The organism is Oceanobacter kriegii DSM 6294, assembly GCF_000422845.1.
GTDB classification, from domain to species: Bacteria; Pseudomonadota; Gammaproteobacteria; order Pseudomonadales; family Oceanobacteraceae; genus Oceanobacter; species Oceanobacter kriegii.
In genome coordinates this window covers 199,417-216,543 of the sequence record NZ_AUGV01000008.1, presented here as the reverse complement: position 1 = coordinate 216,543, position 17,127 = coordinate 199,417, and the positions used below count along the sequence as shown (strand labels likewise).

The following is a 17,127-nucleotide window of genomic DNA, read 5'->3' as shown; positions in this document are numbered from 1 at the left end:
AATAGAGCATGGAACACAGTGCACGGGGCAACGCCCCGGGCACTGTCCTGCCTGTCGTTTCGCCAGGGAATTATGGCCACAGTCATTATTGGTATTAGTGGGTGGGCACACGCGGCCACACCCGCCGATACTGAAATCACCAACCACGCTATTGCCAACTACAAGGTTGGTGCGGCTGCCATGCGTCAATCCGGTTCGGTAACCTTTACCGTACAGGATGTCAGCGAAGCCAACCCATCGCCAATAGCCACACCCGCCACACTCGAACTGTTGCATTTGAGCAATGCCAGCGGTGCCGCAAGCGCCAACATTGCCGCTTCCGAATGCTCCGACAGCAGTGGCAACTTTACTGCAAACAACGAATTCACCCTGTTGACCGGCGCCAGCCAAAGCCTGCCAGGCAGCTTTGGTATCAATGCCCAGGACTACGGTTTTAAAGTGGGTGAACCTGTGGTTATCCGTGTCGAGGATCAGGACAAGAACCTGAATCCGGTACGCGTAGACCAGCTGGATGTGGATTTGCAGAACGAAAATGGTACCGATGTCGAGACTGTTCGATTGACCGAGTCTGATGTCGACACAGGTATCTTCTATGGTGTAATCAACACCACCGACATCAGTGATGACATGCAGAACTACAACTGCGTGTTGTCCATTACCACTGGCGAAATCGCCGTGGGAACTTACGTCGACCCGACGGACCCGACCGACACCGCCGATGACGACGGTTATTTTGACCCGTTCAGCCGTGTATTCGATGCCACCACCGGCGCCCTGCTGAATGGCGTAGTGGTTCGTATCATGGATCAGGCAACCGGTCAGCCAGCCACGGTTTATGACGACGATGGCGTCACCGCCTACCCGTCAGAACTGACCACAGGCCCAGCCAACAGCGCCGACGTTGCAGCACTGGCCGTCAGCGAAAGCTTCCCGGATGGCAGCTTCCGCTTCCCGTACCTGCCAAACGGCAGCTACTACCTGGAATTTGAAGGCCCTAGCAACTACCTGATTCCAGGCGAAACCAGCGATGCCGAAATTGCTGCCCTGAACGGCGATTTCCTCATCAATGGCGCCTCCCGTGGCGGCGTATTCAGCGTTACCGATCATATTTTCCAGACCGATGTACCGGCCGACCCATTGGATACCGGTGTGTTGTTGAGCAAACGCGCCAGCTCCACCACCGCTGCGGTGGGTGATTTTATTCGCTTCACCGTGACCCTGACGTTGGCCGATGTGGAACTGAACGACGGCCAACTGCGCGACCAACTGCCTGTTGGTATGCGTTATCAGGCTGGCAGCGCCCGCTTTGCTGGCGAACTCATCGATGAACCGGAAATCAGTGCCGACGGTCGCACCCTGCTGTTCTCTATTCCTGATATGGAAGCAGGTGCCACTCTGTCACTGACTTACGTTGTGCAAATTGGCACCGGTGCCGAAGGCCTGCTGACCAACAAGGTCGAGCTGATTGACGACCTGCTGACCGCGAACGTCGCCAATGCCCGGGTGAAGATCGAAGACGAGTTCTTCCGTGAAAAATCCCGTCTCTACGGCCGCGTTTACATTGGCGACTGCGAGAATGAAACCGAGCAGGAAGGTGTGCCGGATGTACGTCTGTTTATGGAAGACGGCACCTACGTTGTTACCGATGAAAACGGTGAGTGGCACATCGAAAACGTCACCGCTGGTGCCCATGTGGTGCAACTGGATACCGTCACCCTGCCGGGCGACCTGGAACTGCAAACCTGTGACAACCTGGGCTTCCATGCTGGCCGTGACTTCAGCCAGTTTGTTGATATCCAGCCTGGTTCCCTGTGGCGCGTTGATTACACCCTGAAGCGCAAAACGCCGCCTTCCGGTGAAGTATCCCAGCAGCTGACCCAGACTCTGGCACCACTGGACCGCAAGGACCCGGTATCGATTGCCTTGAACTCCCCGGTTGATCAACAACTGGCTTACGAACTGAAGCTGACCGGTGAAGGTGAACTGGAAGTACAAAACGTTCAGCAGCTGATCTCTCTGCCGAAGGGCGTTGTCTATCGCACCGGTTCGGTACTGATCGATGGTCAGCCAGCCATGGACCCGGAACGTTTCGGTACTACCCTGCTGTTCCGCCTTGGCGACAAGCCAAAAGAATGGACACAGGTGATTACCTTCAATGGCGTGGTGTCCGGTGATACCGAACAGGGCGAACTGCTGACCAAGTCGGTCACCATGTTCGACGTCGACGACCAGAAAGGTTTCAAGGTTAACCCGGTGACCACTCTGGCCAAGCTGAAAATTCCACCTGCGGAAGGTGTGATTGAGCAGCCAGAACAACCGAAATTCGAAGTGTTCTTCGCCGAACTGTCCGAAGAAGACAAGCTGACTCTGGACGGTGTGGTAACCACTCTGGCCGATCTGCAAAACCTGCAACTGGAAGTGGTCGGCCATACCGATACCACTCGTATTGCACCACGCAGCCGCCACATTTTCCCGGATAACCAGGCGCTGTCCGAAGCTCGTGCAGGTGCTGTTGCCGGCTATCTGAAAGAACGCCTGCACCTTCAGGACGAGCAGATTGCCGCCTCAGGTCGCGGTAAAACCGACCCCATTGCCAGCAACGCCACCGCCGAAGGCCGCAGCAAAAACCGCCGTGTTGAAGTGAACCTGCTGGGTGCTGATCCGAAGGTGAAGCTGGAATCCCTCGGCGCTCAGATCGAAACCGAAAAAGTGCAGATGTCGGTAGACTCCATGCGCTTCAAGAACCGTCGTCGCCTGGATATCAAGGACGAAGTCTACGAAGCGCCGAAGATGCCGGACTTCGACGAAAACTGGTTCAAGCAGCAAGACAACCAGCCTGCCTGGGTATGGCCACCATTGGATCGTAGCCCGGAAATTTCGGCCACCGACATTGCCATCAAGTACCACAAGAGCCAGAAGGTAAAACTGTTCCTGGACGACAAGCCCGTATCGGCACTGAACATCGACCAGATTTTCCGTAGCCGCGACAATGGCCTGATGGTAACCAAGTGGAAAGGTGTGGGTATTGAAGCCGGCGCCAACCGTTTCCGCGTTGAAGTGTACGATGCCAACGACACTCTGGTAGACACCATCAACTCCCGCGTACAGCTGGCGGAAACCCCATCCCGTGCAGAACTGGTGAGCGACCAGAGCATCCTGTTGGCCGACGGTATCAACACCCCGGTGGTCGCCGTACAGCTGTTCGACAAGGACGGCTATCCACTGCGTCCAAACCTGCAAGGTGCGGTGTCCGTTGCCTCTCCGTATGCGCTGTACTCCGAGAAGCAGCAAACCGAATCTGCGCCGCTGTTGGAAGACGCCCAGCCGATGTACACCATTGGCCAGGACGGTATTGCCAAAATTCGCTTGGCGCCAACCAACAAAGCCGGTGAGGCCACGCTGACCTTTAACTACGCCAACGGCCAGACCGATGAAATCCGCGTTTGGCTGAAACCGGAGCCGCGTGAGTGGATTCTGGTGGGTATCGGTGACATGACGCTGGGTTACAACCAGACCAAAGGCAACAAGACCAACGCCCGTGCTGCAGATGTTGACGACAACATCTACCACGACGGCCGCGTAGCCTTCTACGCGCAGGGTGCGGTTGCCGGTGACTGGCTGTTGACCGCTGCCTACGACAGCGCCAAGCCAGGTTCCGAAGCCTTCGCCCATATGATCAATGCCGATCAGTACTACACCCTGTATGGCGATGCCAGCGAACAGCATCTGGATGCCAGCTCAGGCCGCAAGCTGTACGTACGTATTGAGCGTGACCGTTTCTACGCCATGTTCGGTGATGTCGACACCGGCCTCGACCAGACCGAGCTGGCCGAATACAACCGTCGTATGACCGCGATCAAATCCGAATTCCAGGGCGAGCACTTCGAAGCCAGTGCCTTTGTGTCACAGACCGACAATGGTTTCGTGCGCGATGTGATTCAGGGTGATGGCACCTCCGGCCTGTACCGCCTGAGCCGAGAAGACATTGTTTCGGCGTCTGAAAGCATCACTCTGGAAGTTCGTGATCGTTACCGCAGCGAAGTGGTCGTTAGCTCAACGCCGCTGCTGAAAGATTACGACTACGTGATCGATTACTACGACGGCACCATTTACTTCAAACAGCCGATTCGCGCCACTGACGAAAACTTCAATCCGCGCTACATCGTTGCCGAATACGAAGTCGACGGTGACGAGCTGGGCTACGTGGCCGGTGGTCGTGCGGGCGTCAAGCTGATGAACAACAAGGTGAAAGCCGGTGTCTCTGTGATTAACCAGAACCAGCCGGATCAGCAAGGTCGTATTACCGCAGTGGATACCACCGTTGAACTGGGCAAAACCCAGATCAAGGCTGAAGTGGGCAAGAGCCGTCAGAGCAACACCGCCGGTGAATTTGAAGACTCCGCCTACCTGCTGGAGGTTAACCAACGTTCCGAGAAGGTTCAGGCACGGGCTTACATCAGCCGTCGTGGCGAAAACTACGGTGTCGACCAAACCGAAGACAGCGAAAACGGTACCCGTAAGGAAGGTATTGAGGCCAGCCTGTTCCTTGGCGATAAAGACCGCATCAATGGTGTGGCCTTCCATCACCATACCCTCGAAACCGGTTACGACACTTACCAGGGTCAGATTGAGTGGAACCACACGGTTTCTCCTGACACCCAGACAGCCCTGGGTCTGGTAACGGCACAATCAGAAGCGGCGGAAGAAAACCTCTACACCGATCAGGTATCCGCGGGTATCAGTCACCAGCTGCTGAACGACCGCCTGCAAATATCGGCCACGGCACTGGCCAACGTGACCAGCCGCAGCGATGCCTACAACCAACTGGTATTGGGTGCCGACTACAAGTTTACCCAGCGCACCAGCTTGTTCTCGGCGTTTGAAACCGGCTTCAGCCGCGAAGCGCCAATGCGTACCACCATTGGTATTCGTACCCTGCCGTGGAAAGGCGCTACCGCCGAGCAGAGCATCGAACAAGTGAAGCAGGACGATGCCTACCAGCTGATGGCACTGTCCGGTCTGGTACAGGACTTCTCGATTACCGACGCCTGGACCGCCAGCCTCGGTTTCGACCAGGCCCGTAACCTGGAATCCAACGCGCCGGCCGAGTCGTCCGACACCACCGAAGAGTACTACGCGGTGTACACCGGCTTCAGCTACAACACCGTCGCCTGGCAGTGGAACAACCGGGTGGAATACCGCGACGGCGAAGAAACTGATAAGTGGGTTGGCTCCAGTGGCTTGTACCACCCGATCAGTGACACCCTGTCTACCGGTGCCAGCATCGACTACTTCCGTTCGATTGCTTCGACCGGCTACGATCAGCAACTGGACGCCATGTTTGACCTGGCCATTCGCCCGCAGCAATCCCGTTACGCGGTACTGTTGCAAACCCGCTGGGTTCAGACGGCATCCGGCGACGGTTCCAGCGCGCCGGATCGTACCCGTAAGCTGATCAACAACGTGCACGGCAACTTTGCCTTGACCGACCGCGATCAGATTACTGGCCAGTACGGCATCAAGCGTACCCTGAGCCAGTTTGATGATGAGAACTACGCTGCCACCGTTGATTTCATGGCTGCCGAATGGCGTCACCACATCAGCAAGCGCTGGGATATTGGTGCTCACGGCCGCCGCCTGCACTCCTACGAAGCAGGCCAGTCCAGCCACGGTGCTGGCCTGTCGGTTGGCTGGATTCCGAAGACCAACACCTGGTTGGGTGTGGGTTACAACTTCACCGGTTTTGTTGACGACGACTTCTCAGCCGCCAACTTCACCGCCAAAGGCCCATACATCAAGATTCGCATCAAGGCAGACCAAAACTCGCTGTCCGGCATGCGCAGCTCCTTCAACTAAACACACAAGCCGCTGTTACAGCGGCTTGTTTGTTTTTGGGCTAGCGTTTTTCTTCTCTTGCCCCAGACCCCAGACCCCAGACCCCAGACCCCAGACTAAAATTTAAACAAACCTACTGCTGACAGAGTAAGTTTTGTATAGTTCCGTCATCTTCCCTCACAGCAGGACGTGACCATGAACCGCAGCACACTTTCCCTGATTCTGACTTCTGGCCTGGTATTCAGCGCCAGCGCCCATGCCGAATACGAAAACCGCTCTTTCAGCGTCTTTGGTGCCGCAGGCATGCAGCACATTAACTACCAGGAAAGCCTGAAGGACTGGTACGGCGTCGATATGGACTCCAAGTTCACCACGGTTAACTTCGTCCAGCGCTCAGGCGGTTATACCGCGGTCAACGATCGTATTGGTTTTTCCATTATCTCCACCTCCACACTGATCGGTTTTGAAAACGACGAAGAGTGGAAGTTGGCGGGCAGTGACGGCTACGTTCAGCAGAGCACCACCCAGCTCGACTTTGCCAGCCTCGACATCAACCTGTCCTATCACTTCCAGAACGGCTGGTACGCCACCGGTGGCATGCACTACCAGAAAACCTCGTTCTCGCGTTTCCGCTGGACCATGGGCACGGCGAACGACGCTCTCAACAGCACCATGCGCAGTTACATCGAAAGCCAACCGGATATGATGGCGGTGGTGGATGCCAAAGTGGCTGACGACACCGGCAGGAACGCTGATATCAACAGCCGCGACGACTACTTCAACGACATCGCCAACGACCCGGAAGCCAACGCCACGGTGGTTTATGAAGACGCCAGTAACTTTGGCGTAATGGCAGGTATCGCCTACGACAGCTACTTTATGCGCCAGACCAGCGGTCCGCGCTATCAGTTCTCACTGGAAGCCGGCACGCCGATTTACGAGCGGGTGCTGAACAGTGGCGTTAACGAAACCCTAGACCGCACCTTTGGCGGTGGCCTGGATGTGACCGGCAAAATTGGCGCGGGTTATCAGTTTGGTACCCACCTGAGCACCATGCTGCTACTGACCGCTCACTACAGCCATCGGGATGAAATCGTAAAGCGCTACAACGCGCTGGATACCACCACCCTGCCAGAGAACACCCTGCAAGCCTACGCGGCGTATTTGTCGATCGGTTGGAACTTCGATTGATCTGACGGCCCGGCGTACGCACCGGGCCAGTATGAGATACCCCGCTGAATGCCAGCGGGGTATAAGTGGAGTTTGGGTTTAAACAACGTCGGCTTGTCACCCGCCAACGAGAAATGAGTAAGCAGACAGCAGTAACAAACGGTCTGAATCGAACGCGTTACTGAACCCGGTTCTGAATCGTCAAACGAATAGTCTCGCGGGTATCACTTGGCACTGGCGACACTTCAATCTGCCAATCGCCCGGCTGCGCCACTGGCTGACCCGACACGGAAACCCGAGCCCCCAGCGTCACTTCATCAACGCTGCTGAGCGTCATGCTCGGCATCATCGCCATCGAATCATCCAGCGTCAGCGTTACCGGCAATTCAGCCACGGTCAAACGCTGTACCGCCAGCGGTGCCGGTGGCCCTGCCACGGCTTTGGCCAACACAAAGACGATATCGCTTGGCTGAACCGCCGCACGAGCCTGTGGTGACAGATCCACAACCACCTGAATGCCTGTGCGCTCCAACCAAGACAGATCAACTGTCTGGCCCTGTCGCTCCAGCTCAGCCGCAGCACGACGGATGCCCTGAGCCAACACCTGGGATTCCTGCCCGGCAGGCAGCCCCTGCCAGAGCGCTTTCCAGTGCTCGATGGCTTGCTGATGCTTACCCAACTCAAACGCCATAATGCCCGCAAGACCAAGGGTTTGGCGGCTGTCGGCGTTCAATTCCAGCGACTGCTGCAAGTAAGCGTACATAGTGTCCGTCGCTTGCTGGTTGGCGCCGTAAAACAGGGCTTCGGCCAGCAAAGTCAAGGTTGCGGCACGATCGGCGCTAGCTTCTTCCGGCAGCTCGGCCAGAATCGCCTTGAAGGCCTCAGCGCCCTGCTGGTATTGACCATCGGCAATCAACAAACGGGCATTCAGGTAAGACCATTCAAGGTTATCGCCATTGCGTGCAGCGGCGGTATCCATACGCTCCATCAACTCGGCACGCTCGTGAGCCGTCAGTTCAACCTGGCCACCCTTGTTAAGCAGCGCCGTTGCGCGCAGCTCGTTGTCGGCGCCCCAGAAGCCGTACAGCAACACACTGCCCAGCACACAAATCAGCAGCATCAGGCCCAGCATCATCCAGTTACCACGACTGGCAGACTGGCCATTCTGTGCTTGAGTGGCACTGGCCAAAAACTCGCGGTCCAGCTCCAGTTGCAGCGCCGCTTTTTCGTCTTCGTCCAGATCAGAAGCCGCCAGCTCGCTGGTTCGCTCCTGATACAGCAGTCGGTTTTCTTCCGACTGGGTGTGTTCGGTCGGTTTGTACCAGCTCGGCTTCAGCAACAGCAACGCCAGCGGTACCAGTAAAATCAATAACATCCAGATCATGGAAAATCCCGCTACAGCCTTGTCAGTTGGAAGAGGAATCGGCGCCGGATTTCATACGTTCCAGCTGCGCGCGTTCTGCTTCGGTGAGAGGTTGGGCTTGCTCAACCGTTTGTTTGCGACGCAATTGACGCAACACCAGCAAGCCAATCAGGAAGGCGATCAAGGGACCAAACCACAACAACCAGGTTTCTGCCCGAACCGGCGGCTTGTAATGCACAAAATCGCCGTAACGAGCGACCAGATAATCAACAATCTGGTCATCGCTCTGGCCTTCCAGCATCAGCTCATAGACCTTTTCACGCATGTCGCTGGCTACCGGTGCATTGGAGTCGGCGAGGTTCTGGTTCTGACATTTGGGGCAGCGCAGCACCTCGGCCAGGCCGTTAAAACGCTGTACTTCTTCTTCGCTGTCGAACTGGTATTTGTAGCCTTCCACCACAGCGCTGGCTGATAGAGAAAACAGAGACGTCAGCGCTAACAGGAAAGCCGCAAGCAGGCTTTTCATCGATGTCATGGCATGGCCTCAAATTGCGGTTGCAGTTTTTTCCACACCTCGGTGTTCAAATCGCCGATGTGCTTGCCACGAATCACACCATTGGCATCCACCAGAAAGGTTTCCGGCGCGCCGTACACACCCAACTCCAGCCCCAACTTGCCATCGGGATCAGAGACATTGACTTCATACGGATTGCCGAACGACTCCAGCCACTGACGGGCCTTGATGTCCTCGTCCTTGTAGTTGATGCCGATAATGCGAATGCCTTGCTGGTCGGCCAGCTTGTTCAGAAACGCGTGCTCGGCCTTACAGGTCGGACACCAGGTGGCCCACACATTGACCAACAGCTTCTGGCCCTTGAGGTCTTCGGCCGTCACAGCGGCACCGCTTTCCAGCGCCACCATATCGAAGGCCGGGAATGCCTGGCCGATCAAGGGCGATGGCAGGGCATCCTTGTTTTCCCGATCAAGGGTGAGGAAGAACAGCACGACCAGTGCCAATACCCCAACCAGGGGAACGAACAACACAAACCGCTTCATGCCAAAGCCTCCTGAGCATCCGCCGTTTGCTTACGCTGACGGTAACGTTTGTCGAACATCGCCAATACACCACCAACGGCCATAAAGATGGCACCCAGCCAGACCCAGCGCATGAACGGCTTCACCTGAATGCGCATGCCCCAGGCACCGTCGTCCAGTGGCTCACCCATGGAGACGTAGACATCACGCAGCAGGTTCACGTCAATTGCGGCTTCGGTCATGATGGTGTTGCGGGCCAGGTAACGACGCTTTTCAGGGCGCAATACAGCAATTTCATCGTCGCCGTCGTACACCACAAACTGCGCCGCATCCGACACATAGTTCGGTCCTTCAATGTGGCCTGCACGCTCGAATTCAAAGCGATAGCCATCCACGACGTAGGAATCCCCCGGTGCCATACGCACGGACTCCTCAATGCTGTAGTTGGCCACCATGGTGACGCCCACCACGGTTACGGCGACACCAATGTGCGCCAGAATCATGCCGTTGAAACTGAGACTCAGGGATGGAATACGCGACAGCTGACCGCGGCACTTTTTCCACACATCCGCCAAACTCACTGCCACCAGCCAAACCGATATGCCAATGCCCATCACCACCGACCAGTTCAGCTCACCACTGGCGACCAGAGGTGCAGCGATGCCCAACAGCAACGCCGCCACAGCAGCCCACCAGGTTTCCCGCGTCAGACGGTTGGCCTTGTCCTGTTTCCAGCGCGACATGGCCCCGACACCGATGATCAAGGTCAGTACAACGGATATGGGCACAAACATCAGGTTGAACCAGCTGGCACCGACCGAAATCTTGCCCATACCGAGGAAATCAATCGCCAGCGGATACAAGGTGCCCAGCAGGATTGCAAACGCAGCGACCAGCAGCAGCAGGTTGTTCATCAGCAAGAAGCTTTCCCGCGACAGCCATTCATAACGGCCAACCGACGCCACCGTTGGCGCTTTCAATGCGTAGATCAGCAACGAACCGCCGACGACCAGCCCAAGCAGCGCCAGTACAAACACACCCCGCTCAGGGTCTGAGGCAAACGCATGCACCGAGGTCAGCACCCCGGAGCGCACCAGGAAGGTACCCAGCAAACTCAATGAGAAAGCAAAAATCGCCAGCAGCACGGTCCAGCTTTTGAACAGGCCGCGTTTTTCCGTCACTGCCAATGAATGCAGCAAGGCAGTTGCAACCAGCCAGGGCATCAACGAGGCGTTTTCAACCGGGTCCCAGAACCACCAGCCGCCCCAGCCCAGTTCGTAATAGGCCCACCAGCTGCCCAAAGCGATACCAATGGTCAGGAACACCCAGGCCGCTGTGGTCCACGGACGGGACCAGCGCGCCCAGGCCGCGTCCAGACGACCGCCCAGCAAGGCCGCAATGGCAAACGCAAACACCACCGACAAACCGACATAGCCCATGTACAAGGTTGGCGGATGCACAATCAGGCCGAAGTCCTGCAACAGCGGATTCAGGTCGGCCCCTTCTCTTGGCACCGACGGCAGAATGCGTTCAAACGGGTTGGAGGTTTCCAGGGTAAACAGAATAAAACCGAACGACACCAGCCCCATGATGCCCAGCACCCGCGACAGCATCGGCAACGGTAACGAGCGGCTGAACAAGGCGACGGCCAGTCCCCACCAGCCCAGCATGGCAACCCATAAAAGCAACGAGCCTTCGTGCGCGCCCCACACCGCACTGATCTTGTACGGGGTTGGCAGTGCGGTGTTGGAGTTGGCTGCCACATAGGCCACCGAGAAATCGTCATTAACGAAACACAGCGCCAGCACCACCACACTGACCAACAGGAACAGCGCCTGCGCCGCCGCTAACGGCCGCGCGTAGGTCATCGCTACGCCATTGTTAGCAGCAACGCCCCACAAGGGCACCAGCGCTTGCAGGAAGGCCACCATCATGGCCATGATCAGCGCCAGCTGACCAAACTCAGGCAGCGACGACAAGCCGCCGTAGGCTTCACCCAACATCAGTACGCTCCGGCCTTGTTTGTCTCGGAATCCGTGCCGTAACCGCCATTGGCAGCCTCTTGCATGGATTGCTTGCCATCCTTATGGGCTTGCTCCAGCGCCTCTTTCACTTCCGGCGGCATGTAGTTTTCATCGTGCTTGGCCAACACTTCCGATGCCTGCAACACGCCGTTAGCATCGAGCTGGCCCATGGCCACAATGCCCTGCCCCTCACGGAACAGGTCCGGCAGGATGCCTTCGTAGAAGATGGTTGCGTTGGCAGCACCATCGGTGACTTCAAAGGTCACGCCAAGGCCACTGTTGTCGCGTTTGACACTGCCCTCGACCACCAGGCCGCCGGCACGAATGGTACGCCCTTGCGGCACTTCGCCAGCGGCAATCTGGCTCGGCGTATGAAACAGGTTGATGTTCTGGCTGAGTGAATACATCAGCAATCCAACCGCAGCACCAAATCCAATCACCAAAAAGATAATCAGTTGCAAGCGCTTCTTACGTTTGGGATTCATGCGTTACCTCTCATCACTAACAGCTCCTTACGGGCGGCTTTTCACGGTCGCCGCCTCTGGGGCAGCTGATTCGGAAGCAGATGCATTGCCTGCTGCCGTTTTATTGGGCCGTTGCTGACGACGTACGCGCTGAGCCTGTTCGCGGATCAGGCGCCGACGTTGCAGCATGGGCAGTATCACATTGACGGCAATCACCAGCGCCGCCAGACCATAGGACAACCAGACGTAAAAACCGTGGCGTCCCATCGCCAGAAATTCACTGAAGCTATTGAATTCCATCAGCGTTTTCCTCCCAGCATTTCCGGCAGCTCTTGCACCCAACCGCGCTTGCGTTCGTGCCAGAGGATTTCGTTGCGGGTGCGCAAAATCACCATCAGGGCAAAGAACACGTAGGTGGTGACAATCATAATCAGCAACGGCCAAAGCATTTCCGGAGCCATGCTCGGTTTTTCGGTCAGTTTCAGGGTTGCTGGCTGGTGCAGGGTGTTCCACCACTCCACCGAGTACTTGATGATCGGAATATTCACAACGCCCACCAGCGACAAAATGGCACCGGCCTTGTGGCTGGCCTCTTCCGACTCAATCGCCCGCTGCAACGCCATGACCCCGAAATACAGGAACAGCAGCAACAACATCGACGTCAGGCGCGCGTCCCACACCCACCAGGTACCCCAGGTTGGCTTGCCCCAAATAGCCCCGGTAAACAGCGCAATCAGGCAGAAGCTGGCCCCTAATGGCGCAACCGCACGGGCAACCCAGGCCGCCATTTTCATTTTCCAGACCAGATACACCGCTCCGGAAACCGCCATCATCATAAAGGCCGACTGCGCCACAATGGCCGCTGGCACATGAATGTAAATGATGCGAAAACTGTCACCCTGTTGATAATCCGCCGGAGCAAACAGCAACCCCATCACCAGACCGGCAACACAGCCGATCACAGACACCAGCGTCAGCCAGAAGATCCAGCCGGAGGTGATTTCATAAAACCATTTGGGCGAACCCAGACGGTGATACAGGCGAACCAGCTTTTGCCACATAAACAAACCTCTGACTACATCTCGCTAGCGCGATAAATTCAGTTTCAATGCTGCCGCCGCCGCAAAAGGGGTCAGACAAGCGGCCAATGCCAACATGGCACCCAAAAAGCCGATTTGGCCATTGTAATCCATACCAATACCGGCGTGATAAACCGCACTGGCAGCAAAAATCAGTACCGGCACGTACATCGGCAGAATCAACAAGCTTAGTAGCAGCCCACCGCTACGAACACCCGCCGTCAGTGCCGCGCCTACCGAACCCAGCAGACTCAGCACCGGCGTACCCACCAGCAAGCTCAGGATCATGGCCCAATAGGCATCCTGTGGCAGCGCCATCATCACGCCGAGCACTGGAGCCATCAGCGTCAACGGCAAACCGCTGCACAGCCAGTGCACCAGCGCCTTGGCCAACGCCAGCAAATACAAGGACTCACCCGACGCCAGCCACTGCTCGAGCGTGCCGTCTTCAACATCGGATTTGTACAGCGCGTCCAGCGACAACAGCGTTGCCAGCAAGGCAGCCACCCAGATCACTCCACCGGCGATACGAGCCAGAAACTTGGGATCAGGGTCAACGGCCAACGGGAACAGCGCCACCACCATCAGGAAAAACATCAGCGGGTTAAGCCACTCGCCCGGATTGCGGGCAGCCAGCAACAGATCGCGCTTGATAGTAGCAGCCACCAGACTCATGACGCGCCCTCTTCAGCATCACTAACAGCATCTGACCGCGACGGACTGGCTGCCAGTAGGCCGAGGTCGAGTCGTTGCAACGATGGAATGTTCTGCAAGGCATGGTGACTGGTAATCACGACAGCACCGTTACGTTCAACGTGGCGCTGGATGCGTTGCTCGAGCCATTCAACGCCGTATACATCCAACGCCGTAAAAGGTTCGTCCAGAATCCACAGCGGTGCCGGAACCACGTCCAGCCGTGCCAACCCCACCCGACGCTGCTGCCCGGCAGACAATTGATTACAAGGGGTTTCCTCGTAGCCACCCAGTTCCACCTGCTCCAGCGCCTGCCACAGCTCATCGTCGCTGATATTGGCTTGCTCGGCCCAGGGGCTCACCAGCCAACGCAGGTTTTCAATCGGGGTTAGTGCACGTTTGATGGCGGCCGAGTGGCCAAGGTACAGACGCCGGGCGGCGTATTCAGAGAACACATCATCGAGCGGTTCGTCGTGCCACAGCAGTTCGCCGTCGTAGTCACGATTAAGGCCCGCCAGCAGACGCAGCAAGGTAGTTTTGCCCGCACCGTTGGGGCCAGCCAGTTGCAACAGGTCACCATTGCCAATGGCGAAGGAGAGAGATTCGAACAACACCCGGTCATCGCGCTCACAGAACAAGTCTGTGGCGGCCAGAGAGACACTGTTATTGTCGTAACGATCGAGCATTCAAACTCCGGATGCCTGTTATTTCATACGCCAGTGGCCAACGACGTTCTGACCAGTCGCTCAAAAGGCCTCACATTATATACAAAAACAAACCATGCAGTGGCTTGACCCAGATAGGTCTCTGGTTCAATTTTTCTGATACCAGCGGGTTATTTACATCGTGTTTTCAAGCTTTTACGGCCGCTGCCGATAACCAGAGAAGCACTGTATGACTGACTGAGAGCTGGCTGACGGGTCTGGCTGACTGCGGGCCTGATCATGGACCAGTAGCGTCCGACACACAATCGGTGCTTTTTAGCCAGACCTGGCCGTTGTAACCAAGGCTATGTCGCTGTTACAGAGACATAGCCATCACCACAGGAGCGATACCATGTTATTTCACGTCAGTCGCTCCAGCCTCATAAGTAACCACCCGGCAGGATCGGCGCTATGACGGATCGAATGCAGCCCTTGCTGTCCGCCGCATTAACCGCGCCGCAACGCCAGTCCGCCAGCTCGCCATCCAGCAACGGGACAGCGGGCAGCAGCGAAGTTGCCCATACAAGCATGAATGCGGCAACGGCCAAACGCGATGTGCAGATCATTCATGCCAGCGTGGTAGCCACCCGGGTCGACCAGCAAAGCCGCCAACAGCTGCTGCAATTAAAGTCCGGCAACGACACCTTTGAAGTCAGCAGCCAGCGCCCCATTGCCAAAGGCAGCCAGCTGACTCTGGCCATCGACAGCAGTGCCAAACCGGTGCCGACCGTTGAGGTACTGTCGGTAAAACCGCCGCCGTCCGGCACCAGCCCAGCCACACCATCGCAGTCCGGCGCCGCTCCTCTACAACAAGCAGTACAACAACTGCTGCGCTCACGACTGCCGATACAAACGGCAGAGCCCGCGCCGTCTTCCATATCGCCAAACAACGCCACCAAAGCATTTGCGGGCAATGCGCAAGCTGGCGGTATGCACAGCCAGATTCAAAGCTATGCGTCACAGGCAGGGCCAGTTGCTGCAAATAAAACGGTATCGCAAGCCACCGCCCAGCTGTTACAACAGTTGCTGGGCAGCCTTGAGAGCTCGAATAACCAACAAGCCTTGCGTTCCTTTGTTGAGCAATTGCCTCAATTAGGCGGCTCGGGGACAACCCAAAGCCAGCCGACTGCCAAGCAAACAGCAGACGGTGCTTTCACTCCCAATTCATCCAACAGCACGCCCCCAACCGCCAACCAGGTGAAGCACGCGATCCTGCAATCCGGTATTTTTCACGAAGCCGATCTGATGCAACAGCTGAACGCCCAGCCAGACTCAAGTGCCGAAAGCACTTCTCAGGATCTGGCTGGCCAACTGTTTCGAGCTGCGGGGCGACTGTTTGCCAAGGCCTCTGTCGTATCCACAACGCTTTCAGAGTCCAAAGCGAGCAGCCAAACCGGGACTGCACAGACGAATCCGCAGGCCACAGAGTCACTGTCGCCCTCCCTACAAAAAACGCTACAAAAGCCCCTGCAACCACCATTGCACAAGCCCCTACACAAATCAGCGTCTGACGCCACACAGCTGCAAAAACAGCTTAACGGCATAGGCGCGCAATACAGCCAACGTCAGAGTGCCAATGTTCAGGCCGCCCTGGACAATGCGACGCCTCCCAACCTGAAAACCCTGCTCACCCGTTTGCTGGCAGAGCACGGCGGACTAGCGCAACAAGGAGCTGGCAGTCCTTCCCCCTTGTCTGCCTCTTTGCCCACCTCCTTGCCTGCCACCTTGTCCACCAAATTACCCACCAGCTGGGCCAGTGTTACAAGTCAGAGCCAAACCCAGGCCCAAGCCCCGACGCCAACTCAGACCGGCACAGCTATTTCTGGTAGCGCCACCGGTTTATCCGGTTCGGCAGAGGCTGCTCTGGTACAACAGCTCAGAGGTGCGTTGGCCAACATAGAAACCCAGCAAATACAGATGCGTCAGGCGCAGAGTCAGGGCGAGTCGCTGCTACGCAGCCTGTTGCTGTTCAATCAGAACGACCAGTTGCAGCAGGCGACACTGGATTTAAGGAAAGAACAAACGGAGCCGTTGCGGGAGTTGGCAGGAGACCGCGCGTCAGAACGCACGTCGGAAAAAAGCCCAGAGCAGGAGCCGCTCCCTTCCAGACTCAGTGGCAATAGCAGCGACCATAACAACGCCAGTGACAACGGCCATGCCCAGACAGAAACCAAAGACCAACGCGGCGAAGCACATCGCCCCAGCCGCTGGCACCTGAACCTACATTTTGATCTGCAGCAAACCGGCCCGTTGGATGTGCAAGTGGTGATGGGCTGGCCCGATATTTCGGTGACCTTCTGGTCGCCACAAGCCCAGATACGTCAGCAACTGAGTCAGCAAATGGCTGGGCTCAGAAGCACCTTGGGGCAGCTGGGCGCGCGCGTTGAGCTGTTGGACGTCAAACACGGCCTGCTGCCCGACAACGAACAGAACCGCATTGAGCAACGGCTGGTGGACCTGCACACATGAGTATTCCGGAATCCCTGAAACTGGCCGATCAGGCCATTGCCCTGAGCTATGTTGCCGACCAGCACGATGCCCCGACGCTGGTTGCCAAAGGCGAAGACGACGTCGCCCAGGCCATCATCGAACTGGCATTAGCCCACTCGGTGCCGGTGTACGAAAACGCCAGCCTCACCGAATGGTTGGGGCAACTGGAAATCGGGGATGAAATTCCCGCCGAGCTGTATCAGGTGATCGCAGAGATTCTGGCGGTGGTGTACCGTATTCAGAACCGTACGCCTGATCATTGAGCTCGGC

13 protein-coding genes are annotated in these 17,127 nt (G+C 57.0%); 4 read left to right on the top strand and 9 right to left on the bottom strand.

Going from position 1 to position 17,127, the window contains the following annotated elements; translation table 11 throughout:
• Positions 1–72 precede the first annotated feature (72 nt).
• Together G516_RS0107365 and G516_RS0107360 are read left to right on the top strand one after the other, a co-directional pair.
• Entirely contained in the window at positions 73–5,856 is a 5,784-nt protein-coding gene (locus tag G516_RS0107365) for an OmpA family protein (RefSeq protein WP_028293098.1), read from the top strand.
• A 174-nt stretch (positions 5,857–6,030) separates the two neighbouring features.
• Complete coding sequence (locus G516_RS0107360; protein WP_028293097.1) at positions 6,031–7,026, top strand: hypothetical protein; 996 nt, start codon at positions 6,031–6,033, stop codon at positions 7,024–7,026.
• A 157-nt stretch (positions 7,027–7,183) separates the two neighbouring features.
• Here the strand turns inward: G516_RS0107360 and ccmI are convergent, their stop codons facing one another.
• The 9 genes from ccmI to ccmA are packed head-to-tail and all read right to left on the bottom strand — an operon-like array spanning position 7,184 to position 14,349.
• Positions 7,184–8,389, bottom strand: a complete 1,206-nt coding sequence (ccmI, locus tag G516_RS0107355) for a c-type cytochrome biogenesis protein CcmI (RefSeq protein WP_028293096.1) — start codon at positions 8,387–8,389, stop codon at positions 7,184–7,186.
• Positions 8,390–8,411: 22 nt separating this feature from the next.
• Complete coding sequence (locus G516_RS0107350; protein ID WP_245582631.1) at positions 8,412–8,903, bottom strand: cytochrome c-type biogenesis protein; 492 nt, start codon at positions 8,901–8,903, stop codon at positions 8,412–8,414.
• Positions 8,900–9,424: a DsbE family thiol:disulfide interchange protein gene (locus G516_RS0107345; protein ID WP_028293094.1), complete on the bottom strand. Its 525-nt coding sequence runs from the start codon at positions 9,422–9,424 to the stop codon at positions 8,900–8,902. The genes G516_RS0107350 and G516_RS0107345 overlap by 4 nt, the downstream gene beginning before the upstream one ends.
• On the bottom strand, positions 9,421–11,406 hold the full coding sequence (locus G516_RS0107340; RefSeq protein ID WP_028293093.1) for a heme lyase CcmF/NrfE family subunit: 1,986 nt from the start codon (positions 11,404–11,406) through the stop codon (positions 9,421–9,423). The genes G516_RS0107345 and G516_RS0107340 overlap by 4 nt, the downstream gene beginning before the upstream one ends.
• Entirely contained in the window at positions 11,406–11,912 is a 507-nt protein-coding gene (ccmE, locus tag G516_RS0107335) for a cytochrome c maturation protein CcmE (RefSeq protein ID WP_028293092.1), read from the bottom strand. Before ccmE ends, G516_RS0107340 begins: the two co-directional genes overlap by 1 nt.
• A 27-nt stretch (positions 11,913–11,939) precedes the next feature.
• Positions 11,940–12,191, bottom strand: a complete 252-nt coding sequence (ccmD, locus tag G516_RS21525) for a heme exporter protein CcmD (protein WP_084644932.1) — start codon at positions 12,189–12,191, stop codon at positions 11,940–11,942.
• Positions 12,191–12,952, bottom strand: a complete 762-nt coding sequence (locus tag G516_RS0107325; RefSeq protein WP_028293091.1) for a heme ABC transporter permease — start codon at positions 12,950–12,952, stop codon at positions 12,191–12,193. The genes ccmD and G516_RS0107325 overlap by 1 nt, the downstream gene beginning before the upstream one ends.
• Before the next feature lie 24 nt (positions 12,953–12,976).
• Entirely contained in the window at positions 12,977–13,645 is a 669-nt protein-coding gene (gene ccmB, locus G516_RS0107320) for a heme exporter protein CcmB (RefSeq protein WP_028293090.1), read from the bottom strand.
• Entirely contained in the window at positions 13,642–14,349 is a 708-nt protein-coding gene (gene ccmA / locus G516_RS21520) for a cytochrome c biogenesis heme-transporting ATPase CcmA (protein WP_051219045.1), read from the bottom strand. Before ccmA ends, ccmB begins: the two co-directional genes overlap by 4 nt.
• A gap of 429 nt (positions 14,350–14,778) precedes the next feature.
• Between ccmA and fliK the strand changes: the two genes are divergently transcribed.
• Entirely contained in the window at positions 14,779–16,836 is a 2,058-nt protein-coding gene (fliK, locus tag G516_RS0107310; protein WP_028293089.1) for a flagellar hook-length control protein FliK, read from the top strand.
• A complete protein-coding gene (locus tag G516_RS0107305) occupies positions 16,833–17,120 on the top strand; it encodes an EscU/YscU/HrcU family type III secretion system export apparatus switch protein (RefSeq protein ID WP_028293088.1) in 288 nt (95 codons plus the stop codon). Before fliK ends, G516_RS0107305 begins: the two co-directional genes overlap by 4 nt.
• Positions 17,121–17,127: the final 7 nt, after the last annotated feature.

Excerpts from the sequence above, each read along its gene's own strand:
- G516_RS0107365 (WP_028293098.1), top strand. The coding sequence starts at position 73 with ATGGCCACAGTCATTATTGGTATTAGTGGGTGGGCACACGCGGCCACA.
- G516_RS0107360 (WP_028293097.1), top strand. The coding sequence starts at position 6,031 with ATGAACCGCAGCACACTTTCCCTGATTCTGACTTCTGGCCTGGTATTC.
- ccmI (WP_028293096.1), bottom strand. The coding sequence starts at position 8,389 with ATGATCTGGATGTTATTGATTTTACTGGTACCGCTGGCGTTGCTGTTG.
- G516_RS0107350 (WP_245582631.1), bottom strand. The coding sequence starts at position 8,903 with ATGACATCGATGAAAAGCCTGCTTGCGGCTTTCCTGTTAGCGCTGACG.
- G516_RS0107345 (WP_028293094.1), bottom strand. The coding sequence starts at position 9,424 with ATGAAGCGGTTTGTGTTGTTCGTTCCCCTGGTTGGGGTATTGGCACTG.
- G516_RS0107340 (WP_028293093.1), bottom strand. The coding sequence starts at position 11,406 with ATGTTGGGTGAAGCCTACGGCGGCTTGTCGTCGCTGCCTGAGTTTGGT.
- ccmE (WP_028293092.1), bottom strand. The coding sequence starts at position 11,912 with ATGAATCCCAAACGTAAGAAGCGCTTGCAACTGATTATCTTTTTGGTG.
- ccmD (WP_084644932.1), bottom strand. The coding sequence starts at position 12,191 with ATGGAATTCAATAGCTTCAGTGAATTTCTGGCGATGGGACGCCACGGT.
- G516_RS0107325 (WP_028293091.1), bottom strand. The coding sequence starts at position 12,952 with ATGTGGCAAAAGCTGGTTCGCCTGTATCACCGTCTGGGTTCGCCCAAA.
- ccmB (WP_028293090.1), bottom strand. The coding sequence starts at position 13,645 with ATGAGTCTGGTGGCTGCTACTATCAAGCGCGATCTGTTGCTGGCTGCC.
- ccmA (WP_051219045.1), bottom strand. The coding sequence starts at position 14,349 with ATGCTCGATCGTTACGACAATAACAGTGTCTCTCTGGCCGCCACAGAC.
- fliK (WP_028293089.1), top strand. The coding sequence starts at position 14,779 with ATGACGGATCGAATGCAGCCCTTGCTGTCCGCCGCATTAACCGCGCCG.
- G516_RS0107305 (WP_028293088.1), top strand. The coding sequence starts at position 16,833 with ATGAGTATTCCGGAATCCCTGAAACTGGCCGATCAGGCCATTGCCCTG.